The organism is Novacetimonas cocois, from assembly GCF_003311635.1.
GTDB classification, from domain to species: Bacteria; Pseudomonadota; Alphaproteobacteria; order Acetobacterales; family Acetobacteraceae; genus Novacetimonas; species Novacetimonas cocois.
Window position 1 is genome coordinate 1 of the sequence record NZ_QEXL01000013.1, and the last position, 14,073, is coordinate 14,073.

12 protein-coding genes and 1 pseudogene are annotated in these 14,073 nt (G+C 65.7%); 5 read left to right on the forward strand and 8 right to left on the reverse strand.

The window, feature by feature from the left end; all coding sequences use genetic code 11:
- Positions 1-337 (forward strand): annotated as a pseudogene (locus NJLHNGOC_RS10460) (hypothetical protein); the annotation flags it as partial.
- Positions 338-442: 105 nt separating this feature from the next.
- On the opposite strand, the gene NJLHNGOC_RS10465 reads toward NJLHNGOC_RS10460, so the two are convergent.
- The 3 genes from NJLHNGOC_RS10465 to NJLHNGOC_RS10480 all read right to left on the reverse strand — a co-directional run bounded on the left by NJLHNGOC_RS10465 (position 443) and on the right by NJLHNGOC_RS10480 (position 3,937).
- Positions 443-2,017, reverse strand: coding sequence for a 2-isopropylmalate synthase (locus NJLHNGOC_RS10465; RefSeq protein ID WP_113596372.1), 1,575 nt, complete (start codon positions 2,015-2,017; stop codon positions 443-445).
- A 312-nt stretch (positions 2,018-2,329) separates the two neighbouring features.
- Positions 2,330-3,166: an N-acetylmuramoyl-L-alanine amidase family protein gene (locus NJLHNGOC_RS10470; protein WP_408890822.1), complete on the reverse strand. Its 837-nt coding sequence runs from the start codon at positions 3,164-3,166 to the stop codon at positions 2,330-2,332.
- Between the two features lie 456 nt (positions 3,167-3,622).
- Positions 3,623-3,937 carry a hypothetical protein gene (locus NJLHNGOC_RS10480; RefSeq protein ID WP_133258727.1) on the reverse strand — a complete coding sequence of 105 codons (315 nt, stop codon included), beginning with the start codon at positions 3,935-3,937 and terminating at the stop codon, positions 3,623-3,625.
- Positions 3,938-4,032: 95 nt separating this feature from the next.
- Here NJLHNGOC_RS10480 and NJLHNGOC_RS10485 point away from each other — a divergent pair, with 95 nt between their 5' ends.
- Complete coding sequence (locus NJLHNGOC_RS10485; protein WP_113596311.1) at positions 4,033-7,002, forward strand: Rne/Rng family ribonuclease; 2,970 nt, start codon at positions 4,033-4,035, stop codon at positions 7,000-7,002.
- Between the two features lie 88 nt (positions 7,003-7,090).
- On the opposite strand, the gene NJLHNGOC_RS10490 is transcribed toward NJLHNGOC_RS10485, so the two are convergent.
- The gene (locus NJLHNGOC_RS10490; protein WP_133258728.1) at positions 7,091-7,312 is read right to left on the reverse strand and encodes a hypothetical protein; all 222 of its coding nucleotides are present in this window, start codon (positions 7,310-7,312) and stop codon (positions 7,091-7,093) included.
- Between the two features lie 50 nt (positions 7,313-7,362).
- Here NJLHNGOC_RS10490 and NJLHNGOC_RS10495 point away from each other — a divergent pair, with 50 nt between their 5' ends.
- From NJLHNGOC_RS10495 to NJLHNGOC_RS10510, 3 genes are all read left to right on the forward strand, one after another.
- Positions 7,363-7,986, forward strand: a complete 624-nt coding sequence (locus NJLHNGOC_RS10495) for a hypothetical protein (protein ID WP_113596313.1) — start codon at positions 7,363-7,365, stop codon at positions 7,984-7,986.
- Positions 7,983-8,306: a winged helix-turn-helix domain-containing protein gene (locus NJLHNGOC_RS10500; protein WP_113596314.1), complete on the forward strand. Its 324-nt coding sequence runs from the start codon at positions 7,983-7,985 to the stop codon at positions 8,304-8,306. The genes NJLHNGOC_RS10495 and NJLHNGOC_RS10500 overlap by 4 nt, the downstream gene beginning before the upstream one ends.
- A 377-nt stretch (positions 8,307-8,683) precedes the next feature.
- Complete coding sequence (locus tag NJLHNGOC_RS10510) at positions 8,684-8,968, forward strand: hypothetical protein (protein ID WP_239021468.1); 285 nt, start codon at positions 8,684-8,686, stop codon at positions 8,966-8,968.
- A gap of 19 nt (positions 8,969-8,987) precedes the next feature.
- On the opposite strand, the gene NJLHNGOC_RS10515 is transcribed toward NJLHNGOC_RS10510, so the two are convergent.
- The 4 genes from NJLHNGOC_RS10515 to NJLHNGOC_RS10530 form a co-directional block, all read right to left on the reverse strand.
- Positions 8,988-10,490 (reverse strand): ATP-binding protein, encoded by a 1,503-nt coding sequence (locus NJLHNGOC_RS10515; RefSeq protein WP_113596317.1) that lies wholly within the window; start codon positions 10,488-10,490, stop codon positions 8,988-8,990.
- On the reverse strand, positions 10,487-11,746 hold the full coding sequence (locus NJLHNGOC_RS10520) for a TIGR03862 family flavoprotein (protein ID WP_113596318.1): 1,260 nt from the start codon (positions 11,744-11,746) through the stop codon (positions 10,487-10,489). The genes NJLHNGOC_RS10515 and NJLHNGOC_RS10520 overlap by 4 nt, the downstream gene beginning before the upstream one ends.
- Positions 11,747-11,750: 4 nt before the next feature.
- A complete protein-coding gene (gene cysE / locus NJLHNGOC_RS10525) occupies positions 11,751-12,560 on the reverse strand; it encodes a serine O-acetyltransferase (RefSeq protein ID WP_239019203.1) in 810 nt (269 codons plus the stop codon).
- A 118-nt stretch (positions 12,561-12,678) separates the two neighbouring features.
- Entirely contained in the window at positions 12,679-13,902 is a 1,224-nt protein-coding gene (locus NJLHNGOC_RS10530) for a UbiH/UbiF/VisC/COQ6 family ubiquinone biosynthesis hydroxylase (RefSeq protein ID WP_113596374.1), read from the reverse strand.
- Between the last annotated feature and the right edge of the window lie 171 nt (positions 13,903-14,073).

A 14,073-nucleotide genomic window follows, 5' to 3' on the forward strand; every position in this document is an offset into this window, starting at 1 on the left:
GCTGGCGGGCGCGGCGGGCGGCGCGGCCGTGGGCGCCGCGACGACGCCACGCCCGCGCCGTACCGCGCCACCCAGCTATGTCTGTCCCAACGGGACGGTGCTGCCCCCCGGCTATCCCCCGCAGAGCTGCCCCGGCACGCAGCCCACCGGCTATGCCACCCCGTCCTATCCGCAGGGCGCGGCGTATCCACAGGCCTACCCGCAGCAGGGCTATCCCCAGGGAAGTTATCCGCAAGGGAGTTATCCACAGGGAAGCTATCCCCAGACAGCCTACCCGCAGGGCAGTTACCAGCAGAATGGCTACCCGCAGGGCCAGAGCGGATATTACCAGCAGTAACTTCGTATCGCCTGACAAATGAAAAAGGGCTCCGTCATGAAAACGGAGCCCTTTTTGTTTTTAAGAGACCACACGGTCGCGTTGGCGCGTTACATGCGCGCTGGATCAGGCGCTCAGTTCGGCCGGCTCCGCGCGGTCACGCTTGACCAGCAGCTTGTTGAGCGCATGGACATAGGCACGCACGGCGGAGACCAGCGTATCCGCATCGGCCCCCTGTCCATCGACCATCTTGCCGCCTTCCTCCAGCCGCACGGTGGTACGTGCCTGCGCGTCGCTGCCTTCCGTTATCGCCCCCACGGAATAGAGGCGCAGGGTCGCGTCATGGGCAACGATGGCGCGGATGGCGTTGAAGGCCGCATCGACCGGCCCCTGCCCGGCGGCGGTGACGTGATGTTCCTTGCCATCGACCTCCAGCGTCAGTTCGGCCTGCGCCGGACGGCGCGACCCGGCGGACACGTGGAGCGCGACGAAGCGGATGCGGGCATGGTCGCGCACCTCGTCATCGACCAGCGCGACCAGATCCTCGTCATAAATGACCTTCTTGCGATCGGCGAGGTCCTTGAAACGGGTGAACGCATCGTTGAACTGCACTTCGTCCAGCGCGTCGTATCCCATGGCCCTGAGCTTGTCGCGGAAGGCCGCGCGACCGGAATGCTTGCCCAGCACCAGTGAGGAACGGGTCCAGCCGACGCTTTCGGGCGTCATGATTTCATAGGTCGCGGCGTTCTTCAGGATGCCGTCCTGATGGATGCCACTTTCATGGGCAAAGGCGTTGCGCCCGACGATCGCCTTGTTGGGCTGGACGTCAAAGCCCGTGATGGTGGACAGCATGCGCGACACCTTCAGCAGCTTTTCCGTATGGATGCCGGTGGTATAGGGCAGCGCGTCATGGCGCGTGCGCAGGACCATGACGATCTCCTCCAGCGCCGCGTTGCCCGCGCGTTCGCCGATGCCGTTGATCGTGCATTCGATCTGCCGCGCCCCCGCCCGCAGGGCCGCGACCGTATTGGCCACCCCCAGGCCCAGGTCGTTATGGTTGTGAGTGGAAAAGATGACGCCGTCCGCGCCGGGCACGCGCGCGCGCAGGTCGGCAAAGATGCGGGCCATGTCTTCCGGCGTGGAATATCCGACCGTATCGGGGATGTTGATGGTGGTGGCACCCGCCCGGATCGCCGCCTCCACGCAGCGGCACAGGAAATCGGGATCGGTGCGCGACCCGTCCTCCGCCGACCATTCCACGTCATCGGTGAACTGCCGCGCCGCCTCATTGCCCGCCCTGATGACGTCGAGGACCGCCTCCGGCTCCATGCGCAGCTTGTATTTCATGTGCAGCGGGGAGGTGGAGATGAAATTGTGGATGCGCCCGCGCCTTGCCTCGCGGATGGCCTCGCCCGCGCTGGCGATGTCGTTCTTGCCGCCGCTGCGCGCCAGCGCGCAGACAACCGTGTCCTTCAGCGCGCGCGCGATCTGCGCCACGCTGTCGAAATCACCTTTCGAGGCCACGGGAAACCCCGCCTCGATCACATCGACGCCCAGATCCTCCAGCGCTTCGGCCATGCGCAGCTTTTCGGTCAGGTTCATGGAAAAACCGGGCGACTGTTCACCGTCACGCAGGGTCGTGTCGAAAATGATGACACGGTTTTCGTCAATACGCCCAAAGGACGGATGATTGATGGTCATGGGAAATACCTCGGACATATCCGGATGTGGGACCTGAAACTTCCCGCCGGACATCAGCCGGAGGAAATTCCGTCATTCGTGTTCATGATGGCTGCATGACGCAGCCTGACCTTCCCCCTGGGCGCACCGGAACAGGCCGGCCCTGACCGCTCAGGGGCGGATAAGTCGTAGAAGACGAAGAAGTCCGGCGCCGTCACGCGCACGCAGGGACACGGACGCCTGCGCGCCTGTCAAACCTGCGTGGATGTGCATGTCCGTTGCCATGCGCGGCACAATACAGCGGCATCCGCCGATTGCAACATATAATGCGCCCTATCCGGTAACGCGCGTGACCATGCTGGCGGAGGCGAAATAGCGGTCGATCGCCTGCACCATGGCGCCCGCGACGACCATGCGATGCGCCGACTGCCGCAGGGCGGCCTCGTCCATATGGTTGGACATGAAGCCCATTTCGACCAGGACCGAGGGAATGTCCGCCGATTTCAGCACCACGAAGGAGGCATGCCGCGCGGGGTGGGTCAGCAGGCTGATGCGCGGACGGAACGAGGAGACGATGCTGCTGGCCATGTGGGCCGCGCCGTGGCGCGTTTCCTCGGTCACGAGGCTGGCGAGGATTTCCTGGACCTCAGGCGAGGTCGCGTGAACCTGCGGGCCGCCAAAACGGTCGGCGCTGTTTTCAGAACGCGCGATCGCCGCCGTCTGCGCGTCCGACGCATGCGACGACAGGGTATAGACGCTGGCCCCGCGCACCGCCGGATCGTGCAGGGCGTCCGCATGCATGGAAATGAACAGCGACGCCTTGTGGGCATGGGCAAGGTCCACCCGCCCCTCCAGCGGGATGAAACGGTCATCGGCGCGCGTCATCGCCACGCGGTACCGTCCGCTGCCGACCAACTGGCGCTGCAGTTCGGCCGCCGCTGCCTCCGCCACATGTTTTTCATAGGTGCCGGAAATGCCGATCGCCCCCGGATCCTTGCCGCCATGTCCGGGGTCCAGCATGATCAGCGGACGCGGGGGCGCTGCCCGCCCCACGATCGCGGGGCGATGCAGGGTCGCGCCGGCGGGTGTCGCGTGGGCGGCGGCATGCGTGGCCGGGACATGGGACAGGACATGCCGGCGCGTGGCGGACATGGCCTGCCGGGGCATCATCGCCGCCATGGCGATCCCCGCCAGCAGCACACGCCGGCGCACCGCGTCAGGTGGGGTCAGCGGCCCGGCATCGCCGCAGCCCGCGACCGCCGGTCGTGACGTCGATGATCCGGATGGCGTGGATGATACGGTGGCCACCGTTCCGGCCGCCTGGCCGCTGGCGTGAATATCCGTGGAATATCCAGTACGCATGCTGCGATGTCGCCTCAAGTGGGGTGAAGATCCGTAGGGTCGGCTGTGCATATCATCATATACATGCGCGCGTCAGCGGCATAAACCTTCGCAAGGCTTGCAGGACGGACGCGCTTGCGTCATGGTGCGTAATAGTGATGGGCGCGCGACGTCCGGACGTCAGGCTATCGGGATACCGTGCGTATCCGGCGCCGCGTCCGATGGCGCAAATCCATCCGGCAGCCATCAGGCGCGCGCCCGCAGCATTTTCCGCCATGACCGATGTCACGGAAATGTCGCCGGCGGATCATGCGCGCGGCCAGAGGCCACCGCACCGGCGCCCCCGATCGACAGGGGGCCGGATGACACGGACCCGTCGATATTTTCCACGAAGGCCCCGCCTGCCCTGAACGGGCGGGACAGGACCTTCCCCAAGATGACCGAGGATGGATTGATGACCACGGTGGACATATCCGCCGACGCAACAGGCACATGCATGTCATGGAACGGCGCGACGCCGGGCCACGATGCCACGCATGCCGTTGCCGTCGCGCGTGACGGCCGCCAGGGGATCAACGCCGGATACGATCGCACTTTCATTGATGTTCCTGTCCGTTCCCATTCCCGTTCCCGCCGCCCATGGGGCGTTGCGCGGGGCGGACGCACGAACCGGACATACCGGAGTTTCCCTTTTAATGACCAAACGCATGCTGATCGACACGACCCACGCGGAAGAAACCCGCGTGGTCGTGATGGATGGTAACAGGCTTGAAGATTACGATGTCGAGGCATCGGCGAAAAAGCAGCTCAAGGGCAATATCTACCTCGCCAAGGTGATCCGGGTCGAACCCAGCCTTCAGGCCGCCTTTGTCGATTATGGCGGCAATCGCCACGGCTTCCTCGCCTTCAGCGAAATCCACCCCGATTATTACCAGATCCCCGTCGCCGACCGTGAAAAGCTGCTGGCGCTGCAGGAAGAGGAGCGCCGCGCCGAGGAAGCCCGCAACGCGCGCGAGGATGACGAGAAGACCGAGGGCGAGGACGACGCCACGGAAGAAACCGCCCTGCGCGCGGACGACGCCGAGGGCGAGGACGCCGAACCCGAGACCGTGGGCGGCGAGAACGATACCGGCGACGAGCCGGAGGCCCAGCGCCGCATCGCGCGTTTCCTGCGCAACTACAAGATCCAGGAAGTCATCCGCCGCCGCCAGATCCTGCTGGTACAGGTCGTCAAGGAAGAGCGCGGCAACAAGGGCGCGGCCCTGACCACCTATGTCTCGCTCGCCGGGCGTTACTGCGTGCTGATGCCCAACTCGCTGCGTGGCGGCGGGGTGTCGCGCAAGATCACGTCGGTGGCCGACCGCCGCCGCCTGCGTGACATCATCGCGGAACTGCAGATCCCCCACGGCATGGCGATGATCGTGCGCACCGCCGGGGCGCAGCGTCCGCGCGCCGAAGTCATGCGCGACTGCGAATACTTGCTGCGGCTTTGGGACGACATTCGCGAACACACCCTCAAATCCGTGGCCCCGGCCCTGATTTACGAGGAAGCAAGCCTGATCAAGCGCGCGATCCGCGACATCTATACCCGCGAGATCAGCGAAATCCTGATCGATGGCGAGGCCGGATGGAAATCCGCGCGCGAATTCATGCGCATGCTCATGCCCCAGAACGCGCAGAAGGTGCGCCTGTGGCACGATCATGGACAGACGCTGTTCTCCCACTACCGGGTGGAGGGGCTGCTGGATTCGATGCTGTCGCCTTCGGTGCAGCTGCGTTCGGGCGGGTATCTGGTCATCAACCAGACCGAGGCCCTCGTCGCCATCGACGTGAACTCCGGCCGCGCGACGCGGGAACGCAATATCGAGGAAACGGCCCTTCGCACGAACCTCGAAGCCGCCGACGAAGTGGCGCGCCAGCTGCGCCTGCGTGACCTTGCCGGGCTGATCGTGATCGATTTCATCGACATGGAAAGCCGCAAGCATAACGGCATGGTCGAACGCCGCCTCAAGGAAGCGCTGCGCAACGACCGCGCACGTATCCAGGTGGGCCATATCTCGCACTTCGGCCTGCTGGAAATGTCACGCCAGCGCCTGCGTCCCTCCATCGCGGAATCGACCTTCACCCCCTGCCCCCATTGCGAAGGCACCGGCATCATCCGTGGTGTGGAAAGTTCCGCGCTGCATGTCCTGCGCGCCATCGAGGACGAGGGGATGCAGCGTCGTGCCGCGGAAATCACGGTGCATGTCGCCCCGGAAATCGCGCTCTACATCTTCAACAACAAGCGTGACTGGCTGCATGAGATCGAGGAACGCCACAAGATGCACGTGGTGTTCACGACCGATTCCACGCTGCACGCGGCGGAATCGCGGATCGAGCGCACGCGTCCGCAGACGGCGCAGTTCGAACCCGCCCCCGCCATCACGGCGGAACCCGAAAGCAGCCGGGCGGATACGGTCAGCGTACGCGAAATCCCGATCCACAACGAACCGCCCGCCGTCACTGCGGAGGCCGAAGTCGCCGCGCCGGATGCCGGCGCGATGACGGACGAGGATACGGCATCGGGAACCGACCATCGCCGTCGCCGCCGCCGCCGTCGCCGTCGTGGCGGCGCGAACCGCGAGACCACGACCCAGCAGGGCATCGACACGGCGGAAAGCGAAGCCGCCGCCGCGCCGGAACCCGAACCTGTGGTCGAGGTAGGTTACAAGGGACCGACGCCTGCCGATCCGTTTGGCGATGCGATCATCGACATCTTCGACGTGATCGAACAGACGACGACGCCTGCCGTCGAACCGGTGATCGAACCCGAAGCCCCGGTTGTGGTCATCGAGGCCGAAACCGTGGACGAACCGGCGGCCGAGGAAGAAAAGCCCCGGGAAGAAAAAACCCGGAGCACGCCGCGTCGCCGCACCCGTCGCGCCAGCCGCCCCGCCACGGCGGCACCGGCAGCCGTCACGGCGGAAACCCCGGTCGAAGCCGAAGCCCCGGCCAGGGAAATCCCGACCAAGGCGGAAGCCGAAATGCCGGAACCCGTCGCAGTGAAGGCGCAGCCCGAAGCGGAACCGACCCCGGCAGAACCGGAAGCCGAGGCTGAGAAAAAGCCGCGCCGTCGTCGCACGACAACGCGCAAGGCCACCACGACCACCCGCGCCAGGAAGACGGAAGCCGCCGAAGCCGAGCCGGTAAAAACGGCCCCGGCAGAAGCAGCGGCGACGGAAACGCCGGTGGAAGAAGCCACCAGGGACGCTGCGGCGGAAGAGGAAAAGCCCAGGCGCAGGCGGACCACCACGACGCGCGCGGCCGCGACCAAGGCCCCCACGCGCCGTCGTGCCAGCACGGCCAAAACCGCCAAGGCAGCAGCGGACAGCGAGCCCGCAAGCGAGGAAGCCACTGCTGACGCGGCAGCGCCCGTAGCGGAGGAAAAGCCCAAGGCCCGTCGTGTCACGCGCCGCAAGAAAGCCGAGGCCGAGGCGCCAGCGGCCGAACCCGCGGTGGAGGAAAAGGCACCGGCGCGCAAGACCACGCGCACACGCCGCAAGAAGGTGGAAACGCCCGAAGCCGAAGCCCCTGCGGACAGCACCGTCACCGGCCTGCCGCCGCAGCCGGTGGATGTTGATCAGGCCCCGGCCCCGAAACGGCGCACGGGCTGGTGGAAGCGGTAATCGCCGCCTTCCACTTCAGGCTTCGATAACAGGACAGGCCCCGCACCTTCTGGCGCGGGGCCTGTTTTTTTATTCCGCGCGAAGATGTTCATGCATCCTGAAAACCGGCCTGAGCCATGCCGCGAACGGCGATATTGATGGCCGGGGTCATATCCATCCGTTCTCCGAAACAATATACTTTGAATTTAAAAGTTGTCTGTGATTGAATGTTTCTGGCCGTGGAATCGCTTTCCCACACGCCCCGCCGCATGTCGGGACGGATTTCGCGGCAATGCGTATCCCGTTTTGACACATCCATCCGTCCGGGCATGCCATCGCCCCTGCGTGGCGCCCCTGTTCAACCGGCTTTGGAGACAGGCCATGGAAATACCGCAAAAGACCTCTCCCTCCGACGATCTTGCCTTCCTGCGCGCACTTGCGGAGGCAGGACGTGACGTTCCCCTGACATGTGGTCCCTATTTCCTTGCCGCCGGCCTTGTCTTCGGCGCGGCCAGTTTCGTGGCGTGGGGGATTTCACAGGCCCCCACGCATTTCGCGGCGACAGCGATCCAGCTGGTCTGGATGATCGCGGGCCTTTCCTATGTCCCCATCGTATGGGTCCTGAACCGGCGCGCCGATGTGGTGGCGGGATCCACGGCCACCATCAACCGGGCGGTTTCCACCATATGGACAGGACTGAGCTGGGGCATCGCCACGATGTTCGTGTGCTGCATGATCCTTTGCTGGCGTTACGATTCGCCCATGATCTGGGCGGCATTCCCGTCAACCATGCTTGCCCTCTACGGCGCGGGATGGGGGGCGACTGCCTTCATTTCACGTCAGGGATGGCTGAAACTGGTCACCGCCGGGTCATTCCTTGCGGCCATCGCGGTCGCGGCAGCCACCGGCAGCAGCTATACATTCCTGATTTACGGGGTGCTGCTGGTGGTCCTGATTGCCATTCCCGGCTGGGTCCTGATCCAGCGGCGGACACAGACGGCATGACCACGGAGGCCCCTTCCTTCGATATCGCGCGCATTGACGAGGTGATCCACGGACGTGTCCGGCTGGGGATCATGACCCTGCTCGTCACGCGCGGCGGGGTCGAATTCAAGGCCATGCGGCAACATCTGAACGTGACGGACGGCAACCTCTCGACACATCTGCGCAAGCTGGAGGAGGCGGGATACGTGGCGCAGGAAAAGACCTTCGTCGGCAGGCGTCCCCTGACCCGCATCGAACCGACCGTGAAGGGGCGCGACGCATTCATCCACTATCTCGACGAAATGCGGGTCCTGCTTGGCACCGACAACATCACATCATGAGAACGCATCCGTTCCGGAAGACGACACCCGAAAGAACGGTATTCGTAACGGAATATTGACCGGAACATCTGCCGATCCCACTCTCCGGATCAGGGAAAACAGGTGCGCGGCCCGTCATGCGTCATCATAATGACAGGGCCGTTTCCCGCATTCCGGATTCCCCCGACGGAACGCGGGAGACTGTTTGAAAAGGCAGGTCCAGTAACACACTGAAATTGTCAAAAGTTTTTGGTGAAGCTTTTTATAAAAAGCTTCGAAAGAGGTCACCTTTTTGAAAAAAGGCGACACCCAAAAACTTTTATCATGTTTATCAATGGGTTATTTTCAATCCCCGGACTGCAAACATCGGAACCGACTGGTCCATGGAGCACGCCAGCATGTCAGCCCAGCCACCGAAACCCTGGTTCGCCCCGAAAAGTCACGGATATGGCTCCGGCCTGCCCATCAGCTGGGAAGGATGGGTGGCATTAATGCTGTTCCTTGCCATCACCATCCTGCCATGGTTCGCCCTGTCCGTGATCCATCCCGACAACGCGCATGCCATGATGTTTACGGTGTGCCTGTCGCTGGTCGATATCTTTGCCACGGCTGCTTTTTGCTACCTGTGCAAATCCAGAACCGCGGACGGATGGAAATGGCGGTGGGGGAAAGACGTCGGCTGACAGTCTTCCCCCTGACGGCTCAGCTGGCAGGTGCGTCAGGCAGGGCCGGCGCCGTTTCCCAGCCAAGCCCGACGATCACTGCACTGCGGCGGCCCATCCCGTCGAGGCGCAGGACAATGACATTCTGTTCCTCCAGATAGGTCAGCTGCCGCCGCGCCCGTCCCAGCGAATGGGTGCCATAGGCGCGCGCGATCGTCGCATCCGACGGACAGGGCAGTTTTTCCAGCGCGCTTCGGGCGATCAGCAGGAAAATCCCCTGCACGTCTTCGGGCAGGGCCGAGGCCATCTGTTCGGCCTGCATCCATGTCTCGGTCTGTGCCATGCGGGCATCCACACCCGCGCGCGCGGTCGCCAGCGCGCGGCGAAAGCGCGGCATGTCCAGCGCCTGACGGCCCATTCCCTCGATCCGGCAGCGGACGAGGAAATCCTGATACAGCACATGGACCGGGCGGAACCCCGCTTCCTCATCCTGCAGGATGTCGGAAAGGATCGCGGCAAAACGCTCCTTCTGCTCCCTGGGGTCGATGTCAGGGGCACTCTGGGCCTCGACCTCCGCCTCCGTGCGGGCCACATCGGCATGCGCGGCCAACTGGGCAAGGATATCGGGCGGGGGCGTTGCGGGACGCGGCGCGCGCGCGGGCAGCTCACGCTCCGGCACGGGGGTAAGGATCAGTTCGCGGATTTCCTCCGTCGGGGCGGTGGGTTCGAACGGCATCAGGGCGGGACCGGCCGAGCGGCTTTCGGTTTCCACCATCCCGATCCGCACCGCAAGCGGCCGTCGGCTGATGGCGGGGCCAAGGGCCACGAAACAGCCACGTTCCAGATCGCGGAAGCTTTCCGCCTGCCTGCGCTCCATCCCCAGCAGGTCGGCGGCGCGCATCATGTCGATATCCAGAAAGGTGCGCCCCATCAGGAAGTTGGAGGCCTCCGCCGCGACATTCTTGGCCAGCTTCGCCAGACGCTGGGTTGCGATCACCCCGGCCAGCCCACGCTTGCGCCCGCGACACATCAGGTTGGTCATCGCACCGAGCGAGGCTCGCCGCGCCTCGTCCGACACTTCGCCAGCGGCGGCGGGCGCGAACATCTGCGCCTCGTCCACCACGACCACCACGGGATACCAGTATTCGCGCGGCACCTCGAACATGCCGCCAAGGAAGGCGGCGGCACGACGCATCTGCACCTCGGCATCCACGCCCTCAAGGTTCAGCACGACGGAGGCACGATGCACGCGCATGCGTTCGCCCGCCGCCTGCAGCGCGGCCTCGGTATGTTCGGCGGCGTCTATGACCAGATGGCCGTAACGTTCGGCCAGGCTTACGAAATCCCCTTCCGGATCGATGATCGCCTGCTGCACGAGACGCGCGGACTGTTCCAGAAGACGCCGCAGCAGATGTGACTTTCCCGATCCTGAATTGCCCTGCACCAGCAGGCGCGTGGACAACAGTTCCGCAAGGTCCATCGTGACCGGGGCATCACCCGTGGTGGCCCCCCGTCGTTCCCCAATCGTGATCGCTACCGTCATGAGGCAGACGGATACAGCCCCTTGCGGGTATCCTGCAACCATTGCACCACGCCACGGGCCGCCCAATGCCCCGTCGCAATGCAGGCCTGCAGCAGGTAGCCGCCGGTCGGTGCCTCCCAGTCCACCATTTCCCCCGCGACGAACACGCCGGGCAGCCGGCGCAGCATCAGGCGGTCATCCACCTCGTCCCAGCGCACGCCGCCCGCCACCGAAATCGCGCGGTCGATGTCATCGGTCCCCGTCAGGACCAGCGGCACGTCCTTTACCAGTCGCGCCAGCGCCGCCGGATCGCGCGGCAGGTCAACCCCGCTCCCCTCACGCAGCAGGGCCACCGCCACCGGCGGCAGGCGCAGGGCCTTGCGCAGCAGGTTCGACATGCTTTCGCGCCCCCGCACCCGCGCCAGCCGCTGCGTCACCTGCGCGATATCCATCTCGGGGCGCAGATCGACATGAAGGACCGCCTGTCCATGCGCCGCGATCTCGTCGCGCAGAAGTGCCGAGCACGCATAAACCGCGCCCCCCTCGATCCCGTCACGCGTGATCACCGCTTCGCCACGGACGGTCCCCGCACGCGTATGCAGCGCGATTGCATGCAGGGGGCATCCCTCGAAACGGGTGCGCATCATTTCCGACCAGGAAACGCGAAACCCGCAATTGGCGGGCCGGAACGCCGCGACATCGACGCCACGGGCCGAGACGATATCGCGCCATGCGCCATCCGCGCCCAGCCGTGCCCAGCTTGCCCCGCCTGTCGCCAGCACCAGCGCATCGGCAGGCAGGCTGTCTTCCGCGCCATCCGGGCCGCTCACGCGGACGCGGCCTTCGGCATCCCAGCCCAGCCAGCGGTGGCGCGTCATGATCCGCACGTCCATCCGTTCCAGCCGCGCCACCCATGCGCGCAACAGGGGCGATGCCTTCATGGCCGTGGGAAAGACCCGGCCACTGCTGCCGACGTAACAGGGCTGCCCCAGCCCGGCGGCCCAGCGACGCATGTCGTCGGGGCCAAATGCCCCAAGGGCGGCGGCAAGATAGGGTTGCGCCATGCCGTAACGCGTCATGAACCGCGTCATGGGTTCCGAATGCGTCAGGTTCAGCCCGCCCCGGCCCGCCATCATGAACTTGCGCCCCACGGTGGGACGCTGTTCCAGCACCCGCACCCGGCATCCCGCGGTGGCAAGCTCTTCGGCGGCGGCAAGCCCGGCCGGGCCGCCGCCGACCACGATCACCCGCGCTCCGCCGGCCCCGTGCGCCGGCATGATGTCAGATGATGTAGTCAAGCGGCGGCAGCATCTGGTCCATCGTGAAGGCCGGCAGGGAGGAATGACGCGTGCCCACCGCGCGTGCCGGGTTGCCCACGACGGTGGTATAGGGGGCGACCGATTCCAGCACGATGGACCCCGCGCCGATCTTGGCCCCTTCGCCGATTTCGATATTCCCCAGTATCTTGGCCCCGGCCCCGATCAGGACCCCGCGACGGACCTTGGGATGCCGGTCACCCACGTTCTTGCCCGTGCCGCCCAGCGTGACCCCCTGCAGGAGGGAGACATCATCCTCCAGCACCGAGGTCTCGCCAATCACGATGCCCGTGCCATGGTCGAACAGGATGCGCCGTCCCAGCCGCGCCGCCGGGTGGATGTCCACCGCAAACAGTTCCGAAGACCGGCTCTGCAGGTGCAGGGCAAGATATTCGCGCCCGTTGTTCCACAGCCAGTGCGCGACGCGATAGCCCTGCACCGCGTGATATCCCTTGAAGAACAGGAAAGGCGTCGCGTAATTGCCCGTGGCGGGATCGCGTTCGCGGATGGCCACGAGATCGGCGGCGGCGGCGGCCACGATATCCGGATCGGCGGCAAAGACCTCCATCACCAGTTCCGCCAGCGCGTCGTCCGCCACGGAACGATCGCCCAGCTTGCGCCCGATCAGGGCCGCAAGGGCCGCCCCGAATGAGGCATGATTACGGATTCCCGTCGCCAGAAGCCCCTTGACCAGCGGGTCGCAGCATCCGCACGCCCCTTCGACAATATCGCGCCACAGGGCGTCGATATCGATCCCCGACAGCGTGGGCGGCATGACGGGCGGGCGGGCGGACTGGGTAAGGGAAGCGCCTGGGGGCTGACGTTCAGACATGTCGGAGCGTCCGGTTATGAAAAATCAGGATGAAGACACGATACGGGATAAGGCGGGCGCGTTACAGGCCCATGGCGTGCCGCGCAAAGGCCCGGCGCAGGGGCGTGATGCGGTTCACCCCCGCCAGCCCGACGTCACGCGCCAGACGCAGCACGGGATTGTCGTTGCCGAACAGGCGTTCCAGCATGTCGGTCGCCGCCAGCATCAGCATGTTGGCCGGACGGCAGCGCGCCTGATAATCACGCAGCACCGAAGCTTCGCCCACATCGCCGCCGCGCGCATGCACACCCGCCAGCAGGTCCGACAGCGCGATCACGTCACGAAAGCCAAGGTTCAGGCCCTGCCCCGCGATGGGATGGATGCCGTGGGCGGAATCCCCCACCAGCACCAGCCGCGTGTCGATATAACGCTGCGCGTACTGCGCCGACAGGGGATAGACCCAGCGCCGTCCCACCGGCGTCACCTCACCCAGCCAGTCGCCCATGCGGCGGCGGATTTCATGGGCGAACGCCTCCGCCGGAAGCTCCGCCAGGCGGTGGGCCAGCTTTTCCTCGTCCGTCCAGACCAGCGCGGACAGGTTGGGATGTTCCGCCGTCCCCGCCATCGGCAGCTGCGCAAAGGGACCGGCAGGCAGGAAATGCTCCAGCGCGCGCCCTTCGTGCGGGCGCTCATGCGCCACGGCGCACACGATCCCGCACTGGTGATACGGCAGGCGCGTCACCACGATTCCGGCCTGCGTGCGCAGAGGGCTGCGCCGTCCCTCCGCCGCGACGACCAGGCGCGCCGAAATGGTGCGTCCGCTGCGCGTGGTGATGACCGCGCCCTCGGGCCTGCGCACGACCGTCGCCTCGTCCGGGGCAAGGACCGTAATGCCGGGCGTTGCATGCAGCGAGGCGTTGAGCGCGACACGCAGGGCCCGCGCCTCGATCATGGAACCAAAGGGTTCCGGCGCGTCATCGCGCCCGAATTCAAGGAACAGGGGCGACGGCCGCTGTCCCGGCCGGCCGTCGGTGACGCGGATTTCGCGGATGTCGCACGCGGGCATCGGCAGGCGCGCCCACACGCCTGCCGCCTCCAGCAGGCGGCGCGACCCCGCCGCGATGGCATAGGCACGGCCGTCAAAGGCAGGATGTTCCATCGGCGGCAGGGCGGCACGGTCAATGATGACCACGCGCATCCCCTCCACCGCCAGTCGGCATGCCAGGGTCGCGCCCACGGGGCCCGCCCCCACAATGCAGACATCCGCCTCCATCGCGTCGCCCGGATTGGACGGGGTGGCTGTCATGTGTTCGCTCATCGTCTTCTTCGTCCTGTCAGTGGCCGCCGCATGGGAACCGCCCAGCGCTGTGGCGTGTTCACGGGCAATGCAACGCAGATATGGCATGCAACGTATCAGGTGTCCAAACGCCGCGCGCCGGGCCTTCGCCAGATCCCGGCCGCCAGTTCCCGGCGCAGG